21 protein-coding genes are annotated in these 24,359 nt (G+C 67.4%); 11 read left to right on the top strand and 10 right to left on the bottom strand.

All coding sequences use genetic code 11. The features are described from left to right. Positions 1-55: 55 nt before the first annotated feature. The gene (locus CA982_RS00600; RefSeq protein WP_086533613.1) at positions 56-1,663 is read left to right on the top strand and encodes a phytoene desaturase family protein; all 1,608 of its coding nucleotides are present in this window, start codon (positions 56-58) and stop codon (positions 1,661-1,663) included. Between the two features lie 3 nt (positions 1,664-1,666). Here CA982_RS00600 and CA982_RS00595 read toward each other — a convergent pair whose 3' ends face one another. Together CA982_RS00595 and CA982_RS00590 are read right to left on the bottom strand one after the other, a co-directional pair. Continuing rightward, positions 1,667-4,645 (bottom strand): MMPL/RND family transporter, encoded by a 2,979-nt coding sequence (locus CA982_RS00595; RefSeq protein ID WP_244176072.1) that lies wholly within the window; start codon positions 4,643-4,645, stop codon positions 1,667-1,669. Then, entirely contained in the window at positions 4,646-5,089 is a 444-nt protein-coding gene (locus tag CA982_RS00590) for an MmpS family transport accessory protein (protein WP_086533412.1), read from the bottom strand. A gap of 286 nt (positions 5,090-5,375) precedes the next feature. Between CA982_RS00590 and CA982_RS00585 the strand changes: the two genes are divergently transcribed. Together CA982_RS00585 and CA982_RS00580 are read left to right on the top strand one after the other, a co-directional pair. After that, positions 5,376-6,419: an MBL fold metallo-hydrolase gene (locus CA982_RS00585; RefSeq protein ID WP_086533411.1), complete on the top strand. Its 1,044-nt coding sequence runs from the start codon at positions 5,376-5,378 to the stop codon at positions 6,417-6,419. A 159-nt stretch (positions 6,420-6,578) separates the two neighbouring features. Then, positions 6,579-7,139: a peroxidase-related enzyme gene (locus CA982_RS00580; RefSeq protein ID WP_086533410.1), complete on the top strand. Its 561-nt coding sequence runs from the start codon at positions 6,579-6,581 to the stop codon at positions 7,137-7,139. 22 nt (positions 7,140-7,161) lie between these two features. Here CA982_RS00580 and CA982_RS00575 read toward each other — a convergent pair whose 3' ends face one another. The 6 genes from CA982_RS00575 to CA982_RS00550 form a co-directional block, all read right to left on the bottom strand. Further along, a complete protein-coding gene (locus CA982_RS00575; protein ID WP_086533409.1) occupies positions 7,162-7,479 on the bottom strand; it encodes a hypothetical protein in 318 nt (105 codons plus the stop codon). A gap of 145 nt (positions 7,480-7,624) precedes the next feature. Then, complete coding sequence (locus CA982_RS00570) at positions 7,625-8,491, bottom strand: siderophore-interacting protein (protein WP_086533408.1); 867 nt, start codon at positions 8,489-8,491, stop codon at positions 7,625-7,627. Further along, positions 8,488-9,354: an ABC transporter ATP-binding protein gene (locus CA982_RS00565; RefSeq protein WP_208617844.1), complete on the bottom strand. Its 867-nt coding sequence runs from the start codon at positions 9,352-9,354 to the stop codon at positions 8,488-8,490. Before CA982_RS00565 ends, CA982_RS00570 begins: the two co-directional genes overlap by 4 nt. Continuing rightward, positions 9,347-10,402, bottom strand: coding sequence for a FecCD family ABC transporter permease (locus CA982_RS00560; RefSeq protein WP_086533406.1), 1,056 nt, complete (start codon positions 10,400-10,402; stop codon positions 9,347-9,349). Before CA982_RS00560 ends, CA982_RS00565 begins: the two co-directional genes overlap by 8 nt. Continuing rightward, positions 10,399-11,451, bottom strand: a complete 1,053-nt coding sequence (locus CA982_RS00555; RefSeq protein WP_086533405.1) for a FecCD family ABC transporter permease — start codon at positions 11,449-11,451, stop codon at positions 10,399-10,401. Before CA982_RS00555 ends, CA982_RS00560 begins: the two co-directional genes overlap by 4 nt. Beyond that, the gene (locus CA982_RS00550) at positions 11,451-12,371 is read right to left on the bottom strand and encodes an ABC transporter substrate-binding protein (RefSeq protein ID WP_086533404.1); all 921 of its coding nucleotides are present in this window, start codon (positions 12,369-12,371) and stop codon (positions 11,451-11,453) included. The genes CA982_RS00555 and CA982_RS00550 overlap by 1 nt, the downstream gene beginning before the upstream one ends. Before the next feature lie 199 nt (positions 12,372-12,570). Here CA982_RS00550 and CA982_RS00545 point away from each other — a divergent pair, with 199 nt between their 5' ends. The 4 genes from CA982_RS00545 to eutC all read left to right on the top strand — a co-directional run bounded on the left by CA982_RS00545 (position 12,571) and on the right by eutC (position 17,066). Beyond that, a complete protein-coding gene (locus CA982_RS00545; protein WP_086533403.1) occupies positions 12,571-13,197 on the top strand; it encodes a TetR/AcrR family transcriptional regulator in 627 nt (208 codons plus the stop codon). A 223-nt stretch (positions 13,198-13,420) separates the two neighbouring features. Further along, on the top strand, positions 13,421-14,863 hold the full coding sequence (eat, locus tag CA982_RS00540) for an ethanolamine permease (protein ID WP_208617843.1): 1,443 nt from the start codon (positions 13,421-13,423) through the stop codon (positions 14,861-14,863). Beyond that, positions 14,860-16,269: an ethanolamine ammonia-lyase subunit EutB gene (locus tag CA982_RS00535; protein WP_086533402.1), complete on the top strand. Its 1,410-nt coding sequence runs from the start codon at positions 14,860-14,862 to the stop codon at positions 16,267-16,269. The genes eat and CA982_RS00535 overlap by 4 nt, the downstream gene beginning before the upstream one ends. Further along, complete coding sequence (gene eutC / locus CA982_RS00530) at positions 16,266-17,066, top strand: ethanolamine ammonia-lyase subunit EutC (RefSeq protein WP_086533401.1); 801 nt, start codon at positions 16,266-16,268, stop codon at positions 17,064-17,066. The genes CA982_RS00535 and eutC overlap by 4 nt, the downstream gene beginning before the upstream one ends. 16 nt (positions 17,067-17,082) lie before the next feature. Here the strand turns inward: eutC and CA982_RS00525 are convergent, their stop codons facing one another. Next, positions 17,083-17,991 (bottom strand): AurF N-oxygenase family protein, encoded by a 909-nt coding sequence (locus CA982_RS00525; RefSeq protein WP_086533610.1) that lies wholly within the window; start codon positions 17,989-17,991, stop codon positions 17,083-17,085. Positions 17,992-18,170: 179 nt separating this feature from the next. On the opposite strand from CA982_RS00525, the gene dprE1 reads away from it, so the two are divergent. From dprE1 to CA982_RS00505, 4 genes are read left to right on the top strand one after another with little or no spacing between them, the layout of a single operon-like run. Continuing rightward, positions 18,171-19,595: a decaprenylphosphoryl-beta-D-ribose oxidase gene (dprE1, locus tag CA982_RS00520; RefSeq protein ID WP_086533400.1), complete on the top strand. Its 1,425-nt coding sequence runs from the start codon at positions 18,171-18,173 to the stop codon at positions 19,593-19,595. Between the two features lie 58 nt (positions 19,596-19,653). After that, positions 19,654-20,415, top strand: a complete 762-nt coding sequence (gene dprE2 / locus CA982_RS00515) for a decaprenylphospho-beta-D-erythro-pentofuranosid-2-ulose 2-reductase (RefSeq protein WP_086533399.1) — start codon at positions 19,654-19,656, stop codon at positions 20,413-20,415. Between the two features lie 30 nt (positions 20,416-20,445). Then, entirely contained in the window at positions 20,446-22,578 is a 2,133-nt protein-coding gene (locus tag CA982_RS00510) for a galactan 5-O-arabinofuranosyltransferase (RefSeq protein WP_279627951.1), read from the top strand. 5 nt (positions 22,579-22,583) lie between these two features. Continuing rightward, on the top strand, positions 22,584-23,375 hold the full coding sequence (locus tag CA982_RS00505) for an MBL fold metallo-hydrolase (RefSeq protein WP_086533609.1): 792 nt from the start codon (positions 22,584-22,586) through the stop codon (positions 23,373-23,375). An 85-nt stretch (positions 23,376-23,460) separates the two neighbouring features. Here CA982_RS00505 and CA982_RS00500 read toward each other — a convergent pair whose 3' ends face one another. Further along, the gene (locus CA982_RS00500) at positions 23,461-24,141 is read right to left on the bottom strand and encodes a nitroreductase (protein WP_086533398.1); all 681 of its coding nucleotides are present in this window, start codon (positions 24,139-24,141) and stop codon (positions 23,461-23,463) included. Positions 24,142-24,359: the final 218 nt, after the last annotated feature.

Raw genomic sequence — 24,359 nt, 5'->3', positions numbered from 1 at the left:
AGGATATGTCGACAACCACATCCTGCGTCGTGTGTCGATCTGGAACGCTGGACCGATGGGCATCGGAGACGACGCGTCGTACGACGACATCGTGGTGGGCGCAGGCCACAACGGCCTGACCGCCGCCGCCTACCTCGCCCGCGCCGGACGCCGCGTGCTGGTCCTCGAGAAGGCCGACCATGTCGGCGGCGCCACCGTGTCCGCGACACCGTTCGACGGTCTGTCCGCGCGGGTGTCGCGGTACTCCTACCTGGTCTCGCTGATGCCGCGCGAGATCATCACCGACCTCGACCTCGACATCTCGCTCGTCCGCCGGCGCTATTCGTCGTACACACCGCTGCCGGCCGATCCGGCACGCGGCATCCTGGTCGACAACCTCGACGACGACGCGACGGCCGCGTCGTTCCGTCAGGTGACCGGGTCCGACCTCGACTTCACCGCGTGGCGGTCGTTCTACCAGCGGCTCGGCGTGGTCGCCGACCGCGTCTTCCCCACCATGACGCAACCGCTACGCACCGCCGCCGAGATGCACGACCTCGTCGTCGGCCCAGAAAGGCTCACCACAGAAAGGTTCACCACCGACACCTCGACAGCCGAACTGTGGGAAGCACTCACCACCCTGCCGCTGGGCACGCTCCTGCGCCAGTACTTCGACGATGATCTGGTCCGCGGTATCGCCGCGACCGATGGACTCATCGGCACCTTCGCCGACCTCGACGATCCGTCCCTGCGCCAGAACATCTGCTTCCTCTTCCACGTGATCGGCGGCGGGACCGGCGACTGGGACGTTCCGGTCGGCGGGATGGGTGCGGTGTCGGGAGCGCTCTATCAGGCGGCGACCTCGGCGGGTGCCGAATTCGTGACGGGAGTCGAGATCACCGGCGTCGATCCGGCAGACGGCACCGTCGAGACGACGGGCGGGACCTTTCGCGGGTCGATGCTCTACGCGGCGTGCGCGCCGCAGGTCTTCAACACGTTCCTCGACGGGGCGCCGATCCCCTGCGAACCCGACGTGCGCGGAGCCCAGCTCAAGATCAATCTGCTGCTCGACCGGTTGCCACGACTCCGCGACGGGTCGGTCTCGCCGGCCGCGGCATTCGCCGGGACCTTCCACATCAACCAGACCGCAACCCAACTCCACGATGCGTGGCGGCAGGCGAATCGCGGCGAGGTGCCCGAACTGCCACCGTGCGAGATCTACTGCCACACCCTCACCGACCCGTCGATCCTGGGGCCGGAACTGGCGGGCAAACACACGCTGACACTGTTCGGCCTACACATGCCACCCGAGGTGTTCGACGAACCGGGTGCCGTCGAACACGCCGTCGGTGCGACCTTCGCGTCGTTGAATTCCGTACTCGGAGAGCCTGTTCAGTCGGTCATCGCGCATGATCTGAACGGTCGGCCATGCATCGAGGCGAAGACGCCGCAGGATCTCGAGGACGCCGTCGGACTACCCGGCGGGCACATCTTCCATCGGCCGTTGCGGTGGCCGTGGGCCGAGACCGCGTCCGAGGCCGGCCGGTGGGGTGTCGAGACCCCGCACCCGCGGGTCCTGTTGTGCGGCGCGGGCGCTCGCCGCGGCGGCGGGGTCAGCGGCATCCCGGGCCGCAACGCCGCGGCCGCGGTCCTGGGTGCGGAGACCCTTGCGTCGCCCCACTGACCATCACACCCGCACCTCGTCGACGGGCACGGGCTCCGCGGTTGTCGCCGTCGACTGCGGCACTCTCCCCGCGGGCAGCGACACGAACGGCGTCGGCCACCAGAACCACCGGCCGGACAGGCGCGCGATCGCCGGCATGACCAGGGTCCGGACGATCAGGGTGTCGATGAGGAGTCCGATGGCGACGGTCGTGCCGATCTGCGCGACGTTGTGCGCGTAACTGGCGAGCATGGCCAGCATCGTGATCCCGAACGTGAGACCAGCCTGCGTCACCACACTTCCCGTGCCGACCATCGCGCGGATCAGGCCGGTGCCGCCGCCGGCCCCGTACTCTTCCCGAAAACGACTGACCAGCAACATGTTGTAGTCGGCACCCACCGCCACCAGGAAGGTGAACGCGATGGGCGCGACCGACCAGTGCAGCGGATTGCCGATGAGTCCCTGCCACAGGAACACCGACACCCCCATCGCGGACAGGTAGGAGAGCGCGACCGTCCCGATCACGGCGAGCGCCGCGACCAGACTGCGCAGCAGGAACAACACGACGCAGAACACGAAGGCGAAGGCAGCGACGACGATCGCGATGAAATCCTCGTGCGCGAACGACTCGATGTTGAGGAGCGTGCCACCCGGCCCGCCGATGCTGATCGTGGATCCGGCCAGCGATGTGTTCTTGATCGCCGCCAGCGAGGTGGGGATCACTTCGGCGCTGACGTCCATCGCGTCGCGGCTGAAGCCCTCGCGCTGCGGGGTGACGATCATCCGCGTCGCCTTGCCGTCGTCGGAGAAGTAGTACGGGATGCCGCTCTGGAAGAGCGGGCTCTCCAATGCCTGGCTGGGCAGGAAGAATCCGCCGGCAGCGGGACTGCCCGCCGAGTAGGCGCCACTGACCTCGTCGAGGAAGTCGGTGATCTCGCCCACCTGCGGCAGGAGTGCCCCCAGCGTCGTGCGCAACGGCCCGATCAGGTCGCGGATCTGTGTGACCGTGGCGCGCAGCGTCGGGATCTGCGCGGCGGCGGTGGGCAACGCGCCACTCAGGGACCGGGTGCCGCCGGCGAGATCCCGAACCGATTCCCGCAGTGCGGGAACATCGTCGAGAACAGACAGCCCGGTCAGGGCGGTGCGGCACGCGGCGACATCCTGACACTGCGGGATCGACCCGACGAGTCCACGCATCGGCTCGATCCCCGCCGACAGCTCGTCGACCTTGGTGAGCGTCGAATCGGTCGTGCGCTGCAATTGCGCAGTGGCGTCGGACAGCGAGCCCGCGCCGGCCGCCCCTTGCCGCAGCGCCGCGTCGACACCGTCGATGGCGGTGTCGAGGCGGTCGACCGTTGCGCCGATCGCGTCCAGATCGGTGATCCGATCGCGCAGAAGCGATGTCATCTGCCCGAAGCGGTTGCCGATGTACCCCGCCTGCGAGGTGAGGGTCCCTTGGTCGAGGGTCTGCCCGAGGGGTCGGGTGATCCCCTGCACCGCGTTCACACCGTCGATCGAGGCGACCGCGTCGGTCATCTGCGCAAGGGCGATCAGATCCGCCGAATTGCGCATGTCATGGTCGGACTCGACGATGAGCACGCTCGGCGCCATGATGTTGGGCGGCAGGTGCCTGTCCGCCGCAGCGAAACCCACGTTTGCCGGTGAGTCCGCCGGCTGGGCGCGGCGTTCGTTGTAACTCGGCGCGTACATGGCGAGCGGGATGATCATGACCGCGAGCACCGCGAGTGCGGCCGCGAGCACCGGGGCCGGCCAGCGAGCGACGGTGGTGCCGATCCGGCGCCACCGTCGCGGTGACGCCGACTCCCGCGCTTCCACGAAGCCCAGTCGCGTGGCCACGGCCAGGACCGCGGGACCGAGCGTGAGCGCCGCGGCGAGGGTGATGAGAATCGCTATCGTGCAGGGCAATCCGGAGGTGCTGAACATCGCGAGCCGGGTGGCGGCCAGGCAGGCCATCGCGCCCGCGACGGTCAGCGCCGAGGCGACGACGATGTGCTGCACACCGGCCAGTGCGTCGTAATAGGCGTCTTCCCGGTCGCGCCCCTTCCGACGGGCCTCTTGGTAGCGGCCCACCAGGAAGATCCCGTAGTTGGTGCCCGCGCCCAGGACGATCACCGCCGACAGCGCCGCGGCGAAGATCGACACCTTGATGACCTCGTTCTCGGCCAAGAAGGAAATGGTGGCGCGGGCCACGGCCAACGCCAGCCCCACCCCGAGCAACGGGACCAACGCGGTGATCACAGATCGGTAGACCAGCAGCAGCACGGCACCGACCAGCAACGCGCACACCGACACCAGCAGGATGATGGAATCGTTGATGGCCACCATCTCGTCGTTGACGACGGCCGACGGTCCGGTGATGTGCACGTCGACGCCGGGCGGTGGCGTCGACGCGGCGATCGTGTCACGCGCCGACTGGGTCGACTCCATGGCCAGGGCGGTGCCCATGTTGCCGGCGAGGTTCACCAGCACGTAGGCGACATGACCGTCGGCGCTCTGTGCCGCCGGAGCCAGATCGGGGTTCGACCACAGGTCCATCGCGGAGTTGACGTGCTCGGTGTCCGCGGTCAGTTCGGCGAGCAACTCGTTGTAATAGGTTCGGGATTCGGGTCCCAGGGGTTCGTCGCCCTCCATCAGGACGTAGACGAAGTTGTTGCTGCCCCCGCCGCCGAAGTACTCCCCCATCTTGACCAGCGCCTGCACCGACGACGCCTCGTCGGGCAAGAACGACTGCGCATGTTCGGTGACCGTCGATTCCAACTGTGGCACAACGATGTTGAGACCACCGGCGATGAGCAGCCAGATGACGATGACCGGCAGCGAACAGGCGTACAGGAAGCGTGCGAACCGCGGCCTCGACGATGCCCTGTCGCGCAGCACCTCACGGCGTACCGGTTGCCGGATCTCCGCGGAGAGCCCCTGTCGGAGTCGAGCGAACCGCTCACGTGTGGTGGCCATCTGCCGCTCCCCGTCGTCGGTGCTCATCTACGCCACCGGAACCAGACAATTGGCGACCGTGCTGCCGTCGGCACCCGAACCGGCCCGGCGTACACGCTCGAATCCGTTGACCCGAACCGCACAGGACACCGCGCCGCGGCCCGACGACTGCGTCAGGACACCGACAGACGTTGTCAATTCCCGCGTTCGGAGCACCACGCGCCAGGGAACGGAGACCTTGTCCTCGACGACCCGTCCCCCCGGCTCGATGTAGGACACCCGCGCGGACGATCCCTCCGGGCCGGTCACGACGTACTCGATCGACTTGTCGCGCACGACGCCCGCCTCGGGCGCCGGCGGCGAGTGGCCGATCGCCCGGTCCGGGATCTCACTCAAGCGCAATGTGCCCACGTAGAACGCCGACACCGCCATCACGGCGACGACCACCAGAACGATCCACCACGAGCTCCTGCGCGCACCGGATTTCTTCATCGGACCCCCATCGACATCAGGTCTCGCACGGTTCGACCTGGACTTTCCCCGATCGAACCGCGCTCAGCCTGCCAGTGGCAGGGACTCTATATGTGACATCGGTCGTTGGCAAGGTTCCGCGAGTGCCGGGCCATGCGTGCACACCCGCGCAGGCCTTCGATTCAGAAGCCGCGAACGATCGTCATCGCGCGTCGGCGAGTATCCGACCAGTCCGAATACCGGCCGTTGCCCGATCGCACCATCGCACGCTTGTGCGCACAGTCAACGTTCGAGCGAGAGGAACAGAATGCGAGTCGGAGTAGGCCTAGGCCTTCCCCATGTCGTGATGGGCGCGCTCTGCCTGGCACTCACTGCCTGCGGCGCGCCGGAACCGGCCGTGGGCGAGGGTGCCTCCACCCCGGTCCCGTCGTCGGCCACAGCCGGAGACGATGGTGCCATCGGCAACGATGCGGCTATCAAAGTCGTACTACTGGGCACGGGCAGTCCCGTTCCGAGCGCGGAGAGGTTCGGCAATTCGACGCTGGTCCAGGCGAACGGGCTCAACCTCGTCTTCGACGCAGGCCGCGGGGCCGCTATTCGACTGAACCAGTTGGACGTTCCGCTCGGCGACGTCGATGGGGTGTTTCTCACCCACTTCCATTCGGACCACGTGAACGGGCTCGCCGATCTCTGGATGACCGGTTACATCACGGCCCTTGGTGGCCGGAAGGGCTCCTTTCACCTGTACGGCCCTCCGGGCGTCAAGCAGATCAGCGACGGGCTGCTGCTCACTCACCGCAACGACATCGATGTCCGCGTCGCGGACGAGAACATGCCTCGCGACACCGCGGCCATCACTCCCCACGAGTTCGATCGAGAGGGCGTCATCTTCGACGAGCAGGGTGTCCGGGTGACAATGTTCGAGGTCGAGCATGACGCCGCGGGCGCGATCGATCCGGCCGTCGGGTACCGCATCGACGTCGGTGACAGTTCGGTGCTCATCAGCGGAGACACGCGCCCCACGCCGAAGGTGCTCCAGTACGGGGAGAACGTCGATCTGCTCATCCACGAAGTCGCAGATTTCGTCGATCCGTCGGTTCCCGTTCTGCAGAATGTCTACTCGCACCACACCAATCCCCAGCAGGCCGGCGAGATCTTTGCTCGCACGAAGCCGGCGATGGCCGCGTATTCCCACATCGTGAACGGCGCACCGCCCCGGATTCCGGATCTTCCTCTCGACGTGATGGTCGATCGCACTCGCGAGACGTATGACGGCCCGTTGACCGTCGGCGAGGACCTGATGGCGTTCTCCATCTCGGATCGGGACGTCCGGGTCGAAGCGTACGAGTGATCGCCTCGTCCGGGAGTCCTCGCGCTTCCGGGACCACGCAGCACGAGGGGTGTGGCCGCAACCCCTTCTTCCGGGGGTGGTGAGTCACGTCACCGGGCGCGAGCATTGGCTTGTCGAGCAGCGAACAGAGTCTGCCCCCTGTGACGGAAGGCGTTGCCCATGAATACGAGTCGGTTCCCCCTGACCGAACTTGCCGACCTGCCACCCGACCTTCGTGAACGGATCGAACCCATCGCGTCGAAGTCGGGCTTCGTCCCCAACATCTTCCGTGCGCTGGGACACCGACCGAATGAGTTGCGAGCCTTCCTGGACTATCACGATGTCTTGATGGACCAGCCCGGACCACTGTCGAAAGCCGAACGCGAACTGGTCGTGGTGGCCTCGTCCGGCGCCAACAGATGCATCTACTGCGTCGTCGCCCACGGCGCCATCCTGCGAGTGCGATCCAAGGACGCGCACCTCGCCGACCACGTCGCAACCAATCCCGCCGGAGCGCTCCTGGATGGTCGGCAGCGTGCCATCGTCGACCTCACCCTCGCCCTCACCAGGACACCAGAGCTGTTCGCGGACAGCGACATGGCCCGAGCGCGTTCGGCAGGGCTCACCGACGACGAGATCTGGGACGTCGGCGCGATCACCGCGTTCTTCGCTGCCTCCAACCGGCTCGCACACCTGACCGCGATCGCACCCAACAGCGAGTTCTACTCGATGGGACGGTGATTCGGGGCACCGCCCCGGCGGATCACTCCCCCTCGATCTTCTGCGAGTTCGCCCACCGACGTCCTGGATCGCCACCCCACGCATCCCAGGCCACGCGGCCGGCCGTCGGGAAGCCCTCCTCGCCGTTGGTGAATCCGGTGGTGTCCCGATCCACCTCGTGGCGGGAGAAGTAGCTACGCATCTTCTTGATCTGGTCGTCGTCGACGTCTTCGCCGTCCGCCAGCTGATGGGCCCGGTGGCGCCCGGTGTCGGTGAAGCCCGACCCCGCCTTGCCCTCGTCGATCCATCGAACCGCGCGCTGGGCTGCCTCCTGGACGTCCTTGGGTGGCTGGTGACTCATCTGCGGCGCTCCTGTCGTGGGGGTCGTGTCCGCCGCGTGCCCAGCAGACCACCCGCTGAAACCCACCCGCCCGCGTCGTCCCTACCGGACTGCGGCCTCCGGCTCTGGACTGCGGCTCCCGGCGCGGTGTCCCCGTCGTCGTTCCTCATCCGACAAGAGGCCCACCGAGTTTCCAGTACCCCAGGAACGCGACGTGGTCCTTGTCGATCCCCAGGTCCTTCGTGAGGTGGCGACGAATCCGGGTGGTTGCGGTCGCCTCGCCGGCGATCCACGCGTAGGCGGCTGGGACGTCATCCCGGAAGTCGACTGCGTACTGTGCGCCCCAGTCACGGACCGCATCGTCGAGCCGGCGGCCCGTGTCGCGGCCGCGGATGACGTGCTGTATCCGACCATGTGAGTGGCGGGCGCCCACGATGTCGTCGAGCGGGTCGGCGAGTTCGAGCAGCACATCGGTGCGGGTGGTGGGCGGAGTCGCGGCGAGGATGTTGGCGATCGCCGGCATCGCGGATTCGTCGCCGATCAGGAGCAATCGTCCAGGCGCACGGGGTGGTCGGTAGTGGATGCCGTAACCGGTGTCGCCGACTCGGATGTCGGGCCCGGTGATCACCAGCCGATCGCCGGCCGAACAGGTCAGAGCCCACCGCGAGGCAGGGCCGGCCGGCTCGTGCACGAACACGTCGACGTCGATCTCGCCTGCGTCGGGACGAACGGCCGACGGCGTGTAGGTGCGCAGCTCGTTCCTGCGGTCCGACGGGAGCGCTTTCCAGCGGGCGTACCACTGCTTGGGGTGCGGAGTCGGCTCCTCGAGCAGGCCGAAGTCGGGTTCGGTGCCGTCGGCCATCGGCAGCACGAGCTTGATCCGTTGATCGAGGCCCCACGGAGCGAAATGCCTCAGTGTGGAGCCGGCCAGGGTGACACGGATGAAGTGCGGTGCGATCCGTTGCGTCCCAGCGACTGTCACGCGAAATGCGCTGTACTCCCACGGCCGCACCGACTCGGCCGACCGGGTCACGGCGTCGCCTCCTCGTCCTGCGTTGTTCCGACGGGCATCGGGCGGGGCACGACCAGCGGCCCACCGGTGATCGGGTCGGCGATGACGACGTTGGGCAGGTCGTAGATCTCTTCGACCCGGGCGCTGGTGACCACCTCCGACGGTGGCCCGGCCGCGAGGATCTCGCCGCGGCGCATGGCGATGATGTGATCGGCGTAGCGGGCCGCGTGGTTGAGGTCGTGCAGTACCGCGACGATCGTGCGCCCCTGCCGATTGAGGTGCGCGAACAACTCCATGAGCTCGACCTGGTGAGCGATGTCGAGAAACGTCGTCGGCTCGTCCAGGAGGAGGAGGTCGGTCTCCTGCGCCAACACCATCGCCACCCAGATGCGCTGACGCTGGCCGCCCGAGAGTTCGTCGACGCGCTTCGGGGCGAGATCGACAGTCCCCGTTGCCTTCAGCGCATCGAAGACTGCCTGCTCGTCGTCGTTGCTCCACTGCCGCAAAAGACCCTGGTGCGGATACCGCCCCCGGGCGACGAGATCGGCGACCGTGATCCCGTCCGGGGCGACTGCCGACTGCGGGAGCAGGCCGAGACGCCTGGCCACGTCTTTCGCGGGACGGCTGGAGATCGCCTTGCCGTCCAGGACGACCTGCCCGGACGTCGGAGCGAGGAGACGCGACAAGCCGCGCAGGAGTGTGGATTTGCCGCATGCGTTCGGACCGATGATCACCGTGAACGACCGGTCCGGGATGGCCGCGCTCAGCCCGGCGATGATCGGTCTGCCGTCGTAGCCGAGAGTGACGTCGTCGGCGCGGAGCCGCACCGGCTCCCGGGTCGAGGTGTGCGGGTTGCTCGAGGCAACAGTGTGATGGTCAGGCACGACGACGGATCTCCTGGATGATGATGACGACGAGGTACACGCCCCCCACCGAGACGGTGACCACACCGACGGGCAGCGCCACGGGTAGGACGTGCTGGGCGATCACATCGGACGCCAACAGCAACAGCGCCCCCACGAGCGCCGAAATCGTCAGTGACAGATACGGAGTCGCGGACAAGCGACGCGCGATCTGCGGGGCCGCGAGTGCGACGAAGGCGACCGGCCCGATCACCGCGGTCGCCGCGGACACGAGGGTGACCGCACTGAGCAGTACCACGGTGCGAACGAGCGCGGGGCGAGCACCGGTGGCCGCGGCCACATCGTCACCGAGGTCGAGTTGCCGCAGTCGCGGCGTGAGGACCACCAACACCGCCATCGGGACGACCGCCACGGCCACTGCTCCGATCAGCGGCGCCGCAGTGACGCCGTTGAGGCTCCCGGCGCCCCACGCGGAGGCGAACATCGCGGTGTCGAGCTCGACCTCCAGCAGCATCCACGTGTTGAGCGACGCGAGGATCGCCGCCACCCCGATCCCGGTCACGATGAGCCGGAAACCCTGGAGTCCGCCTCGGTAGGCCAGGGCCCAGATCAGCGCGGCGGTCAACACACCACCGATCACCGCTCCGGCGGTCATCTGCGACCAGCTCGCCGAGAACACCACCACGGTCAGCAACATGCCGGTGAACGCCCCGTTGGACAGGCCCAGGATGTCCGGGCTGGCCAACGGGTTTCGGGTCACCGTCTGGAAGATCGCACCGGCCACCGCCAGCAGACCGCCGAGAGCGATCGCCGCCGCGGTGCGCGCGAGGCGCCATTCGAAGACCACGGTGCGGTCGAGCGCATCACCGCCGCCCAGCAGCGTCTCGACGACGGCGCGCGGTGACAGCGGATAGGTCCCCAGCCCGAGGGCGACGACACCGAGAACGAGGATGGCGAGACCGAGTCCGATGCCCACGCCCACGCTGCGCGCCCGCACCGGTATCGCGCACCCTCCGATGCCGATCACCCGCCTGCGGTAGCCGACGTCGATCAACCCGGTGCCGGTCATGACAGGGTGCTCGCTCTCTGCCGACGAACCAACAGGATCAGCACCGGAGCCCCGACGAACGCCGTGACGATTCCCACCGGGATCTCCGACGGTGAGATCAGAACTCGCCCGAGGACATCGGAGAACAGGACGAGCACCGGCGCCACGACGACCGATGCGGCGAGGATCCTGCGCTGATCGACACCGAACAGCCATCGCGCCACATGCGGAACCATCAGGCCCACGAACGCGATCGGCCCGGCGAGAGCGGTCGCCGTCCCGGCGAGAACGGTCACCGATGCGATGACACCGATCCGGATGGCGATCACGTTCGCGCCCTGCGCACGAGCCACATCCTCGCCCAGCGCCAGGGCATTCAACCCGGTGGCAAGCACGAACGCCGCGAGCAGCGCGACCGCGACGAGCGGCAGGATCGGGACCAGCACGTCCAGCCCGCGGCCGACCAACGACCCCGCGTTCCACGAGCGCATGTGCTCGAAGGCATCCGGATTGCTCAGCGTCATACCGGTTGTCATGCCGGCGAACACCGCCCCCAGCGCCACCCCGGCCAGGGTCAGGCGCACCGGATCGGCCGAACCGCGGCCCGACGAGCCGATGACATAGACCGCGAGCGTGACCACCAACGCCCCGAGAAGCGCCAACCAGACCGAGGTGAGAATGCTCCGCAGCCCGAAGAACGCCACCCCGACCGCCACTGCGAAGGCAGCGCCCGCGTTGACGCCGAGAATGCCCGGATCAGCGAGTGGATTGCGGGTGAATGCCTGGATCAGCGCGCCGGCCGCGCCGAGAGCAGCCCCCACCACCAGACCGACGGCCGTGCGTGGGATCCGCAGTTCCATGACCACGTCACGGGCTTCGGCAGAACCGCCGCCGCGGAGAACATCGAGCACCGCACCCGGTGCGATCGAGTTCGACCCGACCATCAGCGACAACGCCACCGCGACAATGAGAAGAAGAGCCACCCCCAGCAGACCGGCCAGAGTCCGCAGGGCCCGGTCGGACACCGCGGAGCCGCGGCTGGTGCCGACGGTCGCATCGATCGAGGACATCAAGGGTTCTGCAGGAACCGCTCGATGTCGTCGAGGACGAGTGCGCCGCCCTTGAGTCCCACTCCCGAGACCCAGTAGCTGGTGTCCACCAGCGTCACCGAGGGGAACGCCTCCCGGTTCCGGGTGATGGCAGCGGGAATCGTCGACGGGTCGTCGACGTCGCTCGTCGTGACGAACACGGAGTCGGCCGCCGCCTCCCGGATGTTCTCCGGCGAGATGTCCGCTTGCAGGCCGTCTTTCCACGTGCGATCGGGAATGGTGAAGCCCACGCACTGCAGGGTTCCGCCGGCAAAGCTGACCGGCCCGTACAGGCTCAGCGTCGACTCATCTCGCGGACGGACCAGATTGGCCGTCTGTCCCTCGACATCGTAGGTGTTCTTGATCTGCGCACACCGGGCGTTGAAGCCGTCCAGCAGCTCTTGCGCTTTGTCCTTGCGGCCCAACGCTTGTCCGACGAGCAGGACGTTCTCCTGCCACGGATCGGACTGCGACGCCATGAACACCGTCGGCGCGATCGACTCCAGTTGGTCATACAGTTTGGAGTGGCGCGACTCCGTACCCAGGATCAGGTCCGGCTTCAGTGCGGCGATGGATTCCAGATCGGGTTCCGGTACGGTCCCGACCGCCTCAATGCCACTCGCGCCCAAGTACTTCGGGATCCCCGCCACGTTGCTGGCCACCGCGGCGCCCACCGGCGTCACCCCGAGTGCGACCGCGGTGTCCAACTCCACCGGCTCCAGCACGACGACCCGCTGCGGATTCGACGGGACCTCGGCAGCGCCGCGTGCGTGCTCCACGCGCTGGGTCCCGGAACCGGCAGCCGAGCTGCTCTCGTCTCCCGACTGGGATGAACACCCCGCCAATCCCACGACGATCGCCGCGATCACCACGACCCCACGTCGGATTCCAGACGCACGCATAACGAAGCCCTTTCACGACGGCGCCACCCGAGCGGCACCGGACTACCCCGACCTGTTGGTTAGCGAATCCTAACCTAATGGAGTGGGTCGTCAACGAGGGCGTCGGCTCCACCCCGACGTGCAGGGGGATCGCCCTCGTCAGGCGTCTGCGAACGCCGACTCCGGATGCCGATCGGCGCGGTGAGCCATAATCGCGAACATGCAGAAGCCGGCTTGCCCGATCCGACGCCGGACCGCACCCGAGGTCCGCGAAGCGCTGCTCGTCGCGGCCGTGGCCGAGCTCGACGAGGCCGGACCCGAGAACGCCAGCCTCCGCGCCATCGCCCGCCGGGTCGGTATCACCCACCAGTCGGTGGCCCACCACTTCGCCGATCGCCGGGCGTTGTTCACCGCGGTCGCGGTGCGCGGCTTCGACAACATGCACGCCCAACACATGCGCGCTCTCGAGCAGTTGCCCGACGACGCGCCGCTGGGAGAAGCCGTCGCCACACTCGGGCAGGTCTACGTCCGGTTCGCACGCGAGAACCGAGCGACGGTCACGTTGATGATGGGCTCACGTCTCGTCGACAACAAGGCTCCCGACCTGGTCGCAGCACGCGCGCGCGGATGGGAGCTGCACACGCGCACGGTCGCCGACGCGGCCGACCACGGTTGGGGAGGCGGCGTGCCCGGCAACCTCATCGCGGTCGCGACCTTCGCCATGGCGCACGGCCTGGCCGCCTTGGAGACCGACTTCGCCGACCAACTGCCCGACGGCACCGGAATCGACGACCTGCTGTCGTTGGTCAACGCCGCGATCATCACTCCCCCGCACCACGATTCCTGATCTCCGCGGTCGTCGACTCCGGGCCGCCGGAGCGGGTGGGCCCGGCGGTCGGACCGTGCCCCGGGCTGGGTGAGCAGGCCGGTCGACCTGGCCGGTCGGATAGGTGACCACCCTGGCCAACTCGGTTGCAACGTTGCACGACTTAGTGTCGGGCGTCACATTTTCTTGGACCAGTATTGCCCGGAGCACCGAGTGGCTGGCCCCTGAGCAAAGGGAGGCCATCGTGGCCATCGACGATTCGGCGAGTGCGCACCACGCCGGAGGTGCGGACAGTCATGCGGAGTCTCCGGACTACCTGGCAAGACGCCAGCTCAAGGGCGGGACCGCGGGGTGGTTGCTGCTCGCCGGACTGGGCGTGAGTTATGTGGTCTCCGGCGACTATTCGGGTTGGAATTTCGGCCTGGCACAAGGTGGTTTCGGCGGGCTCGCGATCGCCGCGGTGGTGATCGCGGCCATGTACCTGTGCCTGGTACTGGGAATGGCAGAACTGTCCTCAGCCCTTCCCGCGGCCGGCGGCGGTTACACGTTCGCGCGTCGCGCTCTCGGCCCCTGGGGCGGCTTCGCCACGGGCACAGCCATATTGATCGAGTACTCGATCGCGCCGGCCGCGATTGCCACGTTCATCGGCGCCTACGTCGAATCGTTGAATCTGTTCGGGATCACCGACGGCTGGTGGGTCTATCTGGCCGTCTACGCGATCTTCATCGGCATTCATCTCTCAGGCGCCGGGGAAGCGTTGAAGGTGATGTTCGCGATCACCGCGATCGCGCTGATCGGCCTGGTGATCTTCGCGATCACCGCCATCGGGCATTTCGAGGTCGCCAACCTCACCGACATCGCACCGACCGACGCAACCGGGTCGTCGTCGTTCCTGCCGTTCGGCTATCTCGGCATCTGGGCGGCCATTCCGTTCGCGATCTGGTTCTTCCTCGCCATCGAGGGCGTGCCGCTGGCAGCCGAGGAGGCCGCCGATCCCGAACGCAACGTGCCGCGGGGCATCATCGCCGCGATCAGCGTCCTGCTCGTCACCTGCGTGACCGTGCTGTTCTTGACCACCGGTGCAGGGGGTGCCGGGCCGATGTCGGAGTCGGGCAATCCGCTCGTCGAGGCGCTCGGGGATTCGTCGATGGCCAAGGTGGTCAACTACATCGGACTGGCCGGGCTGATCGCGAGCTTCTTCTCGATCATCTACGCATACTCGCGACAGTTGTTCGCGCTCTCGCGAGCCGGCTATCTGCCGCCCGTGCTGTCGGTGACCAACAAGCGCAAGGCGCCGACGCTGGCGTTGATCGTGCCCGGCATCATCGGGTTCCTGCTGTCGCTGACCGGGAAAGGTGACCTGCTGCTGAACATGGCCGTTTTCGGCGCGGCCTCGAGCTACGTGCTGATGATGGTCAGTCACATCATCCTGCGGCGGCGGGAACCCGACATGCATCGCCCCTACCGCACCCCTGGTGGCGTCGTCACCACCGGCTTCGCCCTCGTCGTCGCCATGATCGCCGTCATCGCGACATTCCTGGTCGACGTGGTGGCAGCATTGTGCTGTCTCGGAGTGTTCGCCTTGTTCATGCTGTACTTCGCGCTGTACAGCCGTCATCACCTGGTGGCCAACTCTCCTGATGAGGAATTCGCCGCCCTCGCCGAGGCAGAGGAAGATCTCCGATGAGCTACACCCAGACGATCTCGGGCACGACATACACATTCGACGGGCTGGTCGACCTCCTGGCCAAGGCCACCCCGCGTCGTTCCGGCGACGAACTCGCCGGATGCGCAGCCGAGTCCGATGCCGAACGTGCCGCTGCGGCATGGCAACTCGCGGACCTCCCGCTGACGACCTTCCTCGAAGACCCCGTCGTTCCCTACGAGACAGACGAAGTCACCAGACTGATCATCGACACCCACGACCGCCGCGCGTTCCAACCCATCGCACACCTCACCGTCGGCGGCCTGCGAGACTGGTTCCTGGAAACCGCGGTACACGAGAACAGCGCCGCTCGAATCGCAGCGGTGGCACCGGGACTGACACCAGAGATGGTCGCCGCGGTGTCGAAGATCATGCGCAACCAGGACCTGATCCTGGCCGCGTCGGCGGCAACGGTCTCCGCGGCGTTCCGCACGACCATCGGACTGCCCGGACACATCTCCACCCGCCTACAACCCAACCACCCCACCGACGATCCGCGCGGCATCGCTGCGGCAACCCTGGACGGGCTGCTGATGGGATGCGGGGATGCGGTCATCGGAATCAACCCGGCAACCGATTCACCACACGCCACCGCCGACCTGTTGCGCCTGCTCGACGACATTCGGCAGCGCTTTGCGATCCCGATGCAATCCTGCGTCCTGTCCCACGTCACCACCACGATCGACATGATCGATCAGGGCATACCGGTCGACCTCGTGTTCCAGTCGATCGCCGGGACCGAGAGCGCCAACAGCAGCTTCGGGATCGACATCTCCATCCTCCGCGAAGCCAACGAAGCCGGGCGCTCGTTGCATCGCGGGACGGTCGGCGACAACCTCATGTATCTCGAGACCGGGCAGGGATCCGCGCTCTCCGCGAACGCACACCTGGGCACCGGCGGCAAACCCGTCGATCAGCAAACCCTGGAGGTGCGGGCCTACGCAGTGGCCCGCATCCTCGAACCTCTGCTCGTCAACACGGTGGTCGGCTTCATCGGGCCCGAATATCTGTACGACGGGAAGCAGATCATCCGGGCCGGCCTCGAGGACCACTTCTGCGGCAAGATCCTCGGCCTCCCCATGGGCGTGGACGTCTGTTACACCAATCACGCCGAGGCGGACCAGGACGACATGGACACCCTGCTGACCCTGCTCGGCGTCGCCGGGGCCGCCTTCGTCATCGCCGTCCCCGGAGCCGACGACGTCATGCTCGGCTATCAGAGCCTGTCATTCCACGACGCGCTGTACGTTCGCCGCACTCTGGGCCTTCGCCCTGCTCCGGAGTTCGAGACCTGGCTCGCCGGACTCGGGATGGTCGACCCCGAGGGGCGCATCATGCCCGTCGACCTGGACACCTCGCCACTGCGATCACTGACCGTGGCCCGATGAACGCCGCCTCCCAGCCGGCGCAGGACCCCTGGGCCGAGTTGCGACAGACCACCCAGGCGCGCATCGGACTCGGTCGGGCGGGGAACTCGCTGCCGTCGCGGCGGGTGCTCGAGTTCAAGGCCGCCCACTCCGCTGCCCGCGATGCCGTTCACGAACCACTCGACGTCGCCGACCTCACCCAGCAGATCAGCGACCTCGGCAGCGAATCGGCGTTGCACGTCTCCAGCCGAGCCGGGTCCCGTGGTGAATACCTCCGACGACCCGACCTCGGGCGGCAGCCCGCCGACCTCGCACATCTCCCCGACACCGGCGCGGACGTCGGGATCGTGCTCGCCGACGGTCTGTCACCCCGCGCGCTCATCGACCACGGGCGCGGACTGCTGGCGGCGCTCATCGACGAACTGGGTCCACGCTTCTCGATCGCTCCCCCGGTGATCGCCACCCAGGCCCGCGTCGCCCTGGGCGATCACATCGGCGAGGCTCTCGGTGCGCAGACCGTCATCGTGATCATCGGTGAACGTCCCGGCCTGTCGGTCGCCGACAGCCTGGGGATCTACCTCACCCACCTCCCCCGACCCGGACGCAGCGACGCCGACCGGAACTGCATCTCCAACATCCATCCGCCCGACGGCCTCGACTATTCGACCGCGGCCGCCATCACCGCGGCCCTGGTCGTCGGCGCCCGCACACTGGGACGTTCGGGAGTCGCCCTCAAGGACACCTCGCGGGCCCAGCTCACCGAAGGCGGTACGGGTGTTGTCGACCACCCGGTCGTGACGGCCGACACCGTCGAGTAGATGCCGCATCACGAGGTCAGAGCATGTGCACCTTGCGGTAGATGCGGGCCGCGGGCCGCGTGAGCAGGCCGACGTCGTCGAGAAAGCCCATCAGGTGCGCGCACCCCGAGCGGACCATCGACTGGAAATGGTGGTTGCGGCGCATCTCCCCCACCGCGCGGCGGTGGTCGAGACCGGCGTCGGCGTAGGCCTTGGGACGGACAAGGCTGACGAGGATATAGGACACCGCCATCGCGGTGATCACCGAACTGAGCTGTCGCCGAGCCCAATTGGCTTCCTGCATGGATTGGCGGACCTCTTCGCGGGCGAACCGCATGTGGCGGGACTCTTCCAGGACATGGATCTCGTTGACGGTCCGGACGAGGGGCAGGACACGGTCGTCGCGCATGCAGCCACGCTGCAGCACATCCAGGACTTCCTCCGCGGCAAGGATTCCGGCGTAGGCCACCTCGCTCCCCGCGACCCGCATGAACAGTTTGCCGAAGCGCCCGAGGCGCGGGTGCGGGGTGTAACTCGTCCCGGTCAGCTTGTGGGACGTCTTGGCGAACATCAGCGAGTGCCGGCACTCGTCGGCGACCTCGGTCAGGGCGAACTGGAACTCCGGGCGGTGGTAGTCCCCGAGGTACTGATCCCGGATCACCATCTCCTGCAGCATCATCTCGAACCAGATGCCGATACTCATGATCGATGCGGTCTCGTGCCGGGTGAGGCTGATCCGCTGCTGCTCGGTCATCTCATCCCAGTAGGCCGTGCCGTAGAGCGTCGACCACTCCGGGCTGCAGCCGTACTTGTCCGGGTCGAGCGGCGCATCCCAGTCGATCTCGGTCAGCGCGTTACGCGACAGCCGCGCGGCGGATGCCAGCAGGCGCTGCGACACCTCGTCGATCCCGTCGTCGGAACGGGTCACATCTCTGAGCGCTTCCATGCCGGGCTCCTCGTCGTACGCGGGACTGCGTCTGTGATGCATGCCACCACGGATCGTGCCATCAGTCAATGGTTCGTTTAACGATGGCACCGACAGTCCGGTGTCTCCGGGCGCGCTCCCGATCCCGGCCCCGGCATGACGGTCGGTGCGGGCACCTCGCCCAGGTACCCTCTTTAGCGATGTCTACTGAAGAGTTGTTGCCGATCACGACCCGCAAGCTGGTGGGCTGGTCTCGCACCACCCCGATCGAGGGTCACGTCCTGTCCACCCCGTACCCCGAGGTCATCGCCGAGGCGGTTGCCCGCGTGGCCGACGACAACGCGGACAAGCCGGATTACCTCAAGCGCGGCGTCATCGCCCGCGGGCTCGGTCGCTCCTACAACGAGTCGGGCCAGAACAGCGGCGGGCTCACGATCGACATGACCCCCCTGACCAGGATCTATGCCATCGACGACGAATCGGCCACGGTCGACGTCGACGCCGGCGTCTCCCTGGACACGCTCATGCAGGCGGCACTCCCCCACGGACTCTGGGTCCCGGTGCTCCCGGGCACCCGACAGGTGACGGTGGGCGGCGCGATCGCGCACGACATCCACGGCAAGAACCACCACAGCCAAGGGAGCTTCGGCAACCACGTCGTCGAGATGCAACTCCTCGTCGCCGACGGTCGGATCCTCACCCTCACCCCGGACGGTTCGGCCGACGATCCCACCGGCGAACTGTTCTGGGCGACCATCGGCGGCATCGGACTGACCGGCGTCGTGCTGCGCGCGACGATCCAGATGAAACGCACCGAGAGCGCGTTCTTCATCGCCGACACCGCCCGTACCGGTTCCCTGCAGGAAACCCTCGACCTGCACCTCCAGGACGGCTTCGAGGACGGGTACGAGTACGCCTCGGGCTGGTTCGACACCATCAGCGCACCGCCCAAGCTGGGCCGCGGCACCTTCTCCCGGGGCAACCTGGCCCGGGTCGACGAGCTGCCGGAGAAGTACCGCGACAACCCGCTGTCGTTCAACAACAAGCCACTGGTCCGGTTCCCCGACATCTTCCCGCGCGGACTGGCGAACAAGCTCAGCTTCTCCGCGGTCGGCGAGGCCTACTACCGGATCGGACCGCCCAGCGAGGGCAAGGTCAAAAATCTCGCGCAGTTCTATCACATGCTCGACGTGTTCGGTGACTGGAACAACGCCTACGGACGCGGCGGCGGCTTCTGCCAGTACCAGTTCATCGTCCCGACCGGCAACGAGGGCGAGTTCACCGCGCTCATCGAGCACATCCAGGCATCGGGCCACGTCAGCTTCCTCAACGTCATCAAGCTCTTCGGCGAGGGCAACCGCGCACCGCTGAGCTTCCCGTTCAAGGGCTGGAACGTCTGCCTCGACTTCCCGGTCAAGGCCGGTCTCGCCGAGTTCCTCAACGACCTGGACCGCCGCGTGATGGCCATGGGCGGACGCCTCTACACCGCCAAGGACTCACGCACCTCGGCCGAGAATTTCCACGCCATGTACCCGAAGATCGACGACTGGATCGCCACGCGTCGTCGCATCGACCCCAACCGGGTGTTCATGTCGGACATGGGCCGGCGGCTCGAACTCGCCTGACCCCCGGCCTTTCCGACGCACCTCACCGACCTGAATGTCATCGAAAGCGAGTACACACATGTTGAACGCCGTGGGCGCCCCGCAGTCCATCCTGGTCCTGGGCGGCAGCTCGGAGATCGGGCTCGCCATCACCGCCGAATACCTCAGCAAGGGCCCCGCGCGGGTCATCCTCGCCACCCTGCCGGGTGACCCCACCGCCGCCGCGGCTATCGAGAAGGCCCAGAACGCCGGCGCCACCTCGGTCACACAGATCGACTTCGACGCCCGCGCCACCGACACCCATCGGGCAGTCATCGACAAGGCGTTCGCCGACGGAGACGTCGACGTGGCGATCGTCGCCTTCGGCATCCAGGGCGACGACGAGCAGGCCTGGCAGGATCACGGCCTCGCCGTCGCCGAAGCCGAGATCAACTACACCGCGGCGGTTTCCGTCGGCGTGCTGCTCGGTGAGAAGTTCAAGGCACAGGGACACGGCCAGATCATCGCCATGAGCTCGGTCGCCGGCGAACGCGTCCGTCGCAGCAACTTCGTCTACGGGTCCACCAAGGCCGGACTCGACGGGTTCTACCTCGGACTCGGAGAGGCGCTGCGCCCCTTCGGCGCTCGCGTCCTCGTCATCCGCCCCGGCCAGGTGCGCACCCGGTTGTCGGCGCACGTCAAGGAAGCTCCGCTCACGGTCGACAAGGAAGACGTGGGACGCCTCGCCGTGGCCGCGGCCACCAAGGGCAAGGAGATCGTCTGGGTACCGGGACCGTTCCGCTACATCATGATGGTGCTCCGCCACATCCCGCGGCCGATCTTCCGCAAGCTGCCGATCTGATCGCTGAATCGCCGAGTCTGAGTGGACGTGATGAACCGACCTGACCCTTCGAGACGTCCCTCCGCAAGCTCCGGGACTCCTCAGGGAGCGGAGGGGAGAGCGCCCACCGCACCGGGGAGAGCGCCCGCACCTCAGGGAGCGGAGGGGAGAGCGCCCACCGCACCTCAGGGAGCAGGCGGAGACTCACCCACCGCACCTCAGGGAGCGGAAGGGGGAGCGCCCGCACCTCACGGCCGCAAGGGTTACGGGCGGACGGCACTGTCACTGCTGATCGCCGTGGTGGTCGGCGGCGTGGTGTCGATGGCGGGATTGACGGCCATCGGAACCGTCGACTGGCCGGCGTTCAACTCCTCCAACGTGACCCGGTCGCTGACGACCGCCGGGCAGGTACTCGCCATCGCCATCCTGGTGGTGGCCGCGCTGCTCTACCGCTACGGCAAGGGACGCCTGCTCGTGCCGGTGCTGTCCGCGGCCGCGATGTCGGGGTTCGTCACCGTCACCATCGGAATGCCGCTGGGCGCAACACGTCTCTACCTGTTCGGGTTGTCGGTCGATCAGGAGTTCCGCACCGAATACCTCACCCGGATGACGTCGAGCCCACACCTCGCGGACATGACCTACACCGACCTGGCGCCCTATTACCCGGCCGGTTGGTTCTGGTGGGGCGGCCGCTTCGCCAACCTGCTCGGCCAACCCGGCTGGGAGGCCTACAAGACGTGGGCCATCGTGTCGATGGCGATCGCGGCAGCCGTGGGCGTCATCCTGTTCATCCGGATGTTCGGCGCGGATCGCGGTGTCGCGCTTGGTCTCGCGGTCACGACCGTCACCCTCCTCTACGCCTCGCCGGAGCCGTACGCAGCGATCCTGGTGCTGATCGGCGTGCCGATGCTGATCACCCTGACCTACGCGCTGCGTGGACGAACCCGAGCCGCCGACGGCCCGGTGGGTCCGCTCTTCGGCGCGACGAGTTGGCCGGCAGTGGTGGCGTCCGGTGTGTTCCTGGGCATCTCGGCCGCGACCTACACGCTCTACACCGGCCTGTTCGCCCTCACCGCCGTCCTCTTGGCCGGCTGTTTCGCCGTGCAGGGCTGGCTGGGCGCGTCGAACAAGGCCACTCCGTCGGCAGCCGTCCGGAGCCGACGACGCGGAGTCGTGCTCGCGGTGATCCGTCGCCTGGCCGCCGTCGGTGTCATCTCCGGACTGATCGCACTGCTGGTCTGGGCACCCTACCTGTGGGCGCGCCTGACCAACACCCCCGCCAGCGGGGGGACCGCCGAACACTATCTGCCCGAGCGCGGTTCGGTGTTGCCGCTCCCGATGTTCGGCCTGGACCTCGTCGGCGCCATCACGATGATCGGCCTCCTGTGGATTCTGTTGCGCTTCCGCACACGCACCGTCGCCCTGGCGATGGGCGTCACGGTCGTCACGGTCTACCTGTTCTGCCTGCTGTCGATGCTGATGACCGCGCTGGGCACCACCCTGCTCTCGTTCCGACTCGAGCCCATCCTGGTCGCCGCCCTGAGTGCGGCCGGGGTCTTCGGTGTCGTCGATCTCGCGCACTGGGCGGTGCGCCGGTTCGGCGACGTGCGTGTCGTCGTGGGGGCGCTCGCCGTTCTCTCGGCCATCGCCATGGCACAGGGCATCCCGGGCCACCTGGGTACCGAGATCACCACCGCTTACACCGACACCGACGGGTACGGCGAACGCGCCGATGCCCGCCCGGCCGGCGCTGAGTCGTATTTCGCGGAGCTGGACACATTGATCGGCGAGCAGACCGGCAAGCCGCGCACCGACAATGTGGTTCTCACCGCCGATTTCGGGTTCCTGTCGATCTACCCCTACTGGGGTTTCCAGGGACTCACCTCGCACTACGCGAATCCGCTGGCCGAGTTCGACAAGCGCGCAGCCGCGATCGCGCGATGGGCGGAGAGCGAGAACGCCGACCAACTCGTCGACGCCCTCGACCGCTCACCGTGGACCCCGCCGAACGTCTTCCTGTTCCGGTACAGCGCAGACGGTTACACACTCCGCCTCGCCGAGGACGTCTATCCCAACGACCCGAACGTGAAGCGCTACACCGTCACCTTCGACCCGACCGTCTTCGACGACCCGCGCTTCGAGGTCACCGAGCGCGGTCCGTTCGTGCTCGTCGTCCGGAAGTGATCGCGATGCGGCTCCCGTTCGGCACCTCGCGTCCGATGACGATCACCCGGGTCGACGGGGATTCCTCGACGACCCACTTCGTCTCCACCGACGTCGTGAACTGGATCCTCCTGGAGGAGGACGGCGAACTGACGCTTATCGACGGCGGTTACCCGGGGCAGGCCGGTCAGGTCGTCGAGTCCATCGAACGGATCGGCCGTACGCCCGAGGATGTGCGGGGCGCGCTGCTCACCCACGGCCACGTGGATCACCTCGGCGGCCTCGTGAAGCTGCAGGCGCAGTACGGGTTCGACGTCTACATGGACCCCGCTGAGGTGGATCACGCATTTCGCCATCACCTTCAGCAGGCCACTGTGCTCGACCTCGCCCCGCAGGTCGCGAATCCGCGACTGTGGGCATGGCTGGCCAAGACCACTCCGCTCGGTGTCCTCAGCCGGGCGGGCCTGGCACAGGCGTCGGGTTTCCCCATCGACGGCGCCACGGACGAGCGGCGACCACTCGATCTCCCGGGTGCGCCCGTCCCCGTCGCGAGTCCCGGTCACACCGACGGACACAGCGCCTACCTCGTCGCCGACGGGCGTGCCCTCGTGTCCGGCGATGCGCTGGTGAGCGGGCACGAGATCTCGTCGACCACTGGCCCACAGTGCATCCCGTCGCTCTTCCAGCACGACGAACCGACCGCGCGACGCAGCGTCGAACGATTCACCGAGCTCGAGGCCGACATCCTGCTCCCGGGCCACGGCCCGATCCATCGCGGCGGAGTCGCCACGGCCGCACGTGAGGCGCTGTCGCGCTGAGTCGGCCGGCATCGACGCCGTCCGATCCGAGATTCCCCGGTGACGCCGTGGCCGAAGGCACCGGCGCGTTCACCCCGGCTCGCCGTTACTGCTCGAAGCCCACGAAGGTGGCGGCCTCCTCGACCGACTTGCGCTCGGAGATGACGGAGTTGGCCGGGAACGTGTCATCGGGCCAGCCCAGCGCGATGCTCTTCATGATCACCTGATCGTCCGGAATCCCCGCGTGTTCTCTGACCACGGGTGACTGCATGATGCCCTGACTGTTGATCACCGCGCCCAGACCGCGGGACCAGGCGGCGTTGACCAGTGCCGTCGAGACCGCGCCGCAGTCGAATGGCGTGTCATCGCTGCCGTCGAGGATGCGGTCGTAGGTCACGATCACGCACACCGGGGCATCGAATTGGCGGAAACCGCGCAGCACCCAGTCCTGCCGCATCTCGGTGTCCTCGCGCGCGATGCCCATGGCACCGAACAGCTGCTTGGCGACCTGGACCTGGCGGTCGCGGTGCGGGCCGGTGAACTTCTCCGCACCTGTCCGGAACTCTCGCGAATGAGGGACACCCGCGAGATTGCGCTCGGTGTTACCGGCGCGGATGCGATCGAGCGGCTCGCCGGTGATCACGTGGAAGTTCCACGGCTGCGTGTTCATCGACGACGGTGCCCGCATCGCGAGGGCGAGGATCTCCTCGATCAGCTCCCGGGGGACCGGATCCGGCGTGAATCCGCGGATGCTGCGACGCCCCAGAATCACTTCGTCGTACTGCATCGTCGATCTCTCCTCGCACCAAGTCGAACGACCCGGACATCGTCTGCGGGCCAGGCTGAACACACTGTCCAGCGACCAGTGAACAGGCTACATTCGGCCATCTCGGGCATATGGACGACGCTGTGCGAAGGCTCCCGATCGTGCCGCATCGCGCAACTAAAGGTAGGTTTACCTAGCAAGCTGGCGGGGCCGGAGGAGGGGCCGAGTCCCGCACGGCG

The organism is Gordonia lacunae, from assembly GCF_002149015.1.
Lineage (GTDB): Bacteria > Actinomycetota > Actinomycetes > Mycobacteriales > Mycobacteriaceae > Gordonia > Gordonia lacunae.
This window is presented reverse-complemented; position numbering and strand designations above follow the sequence as displayed.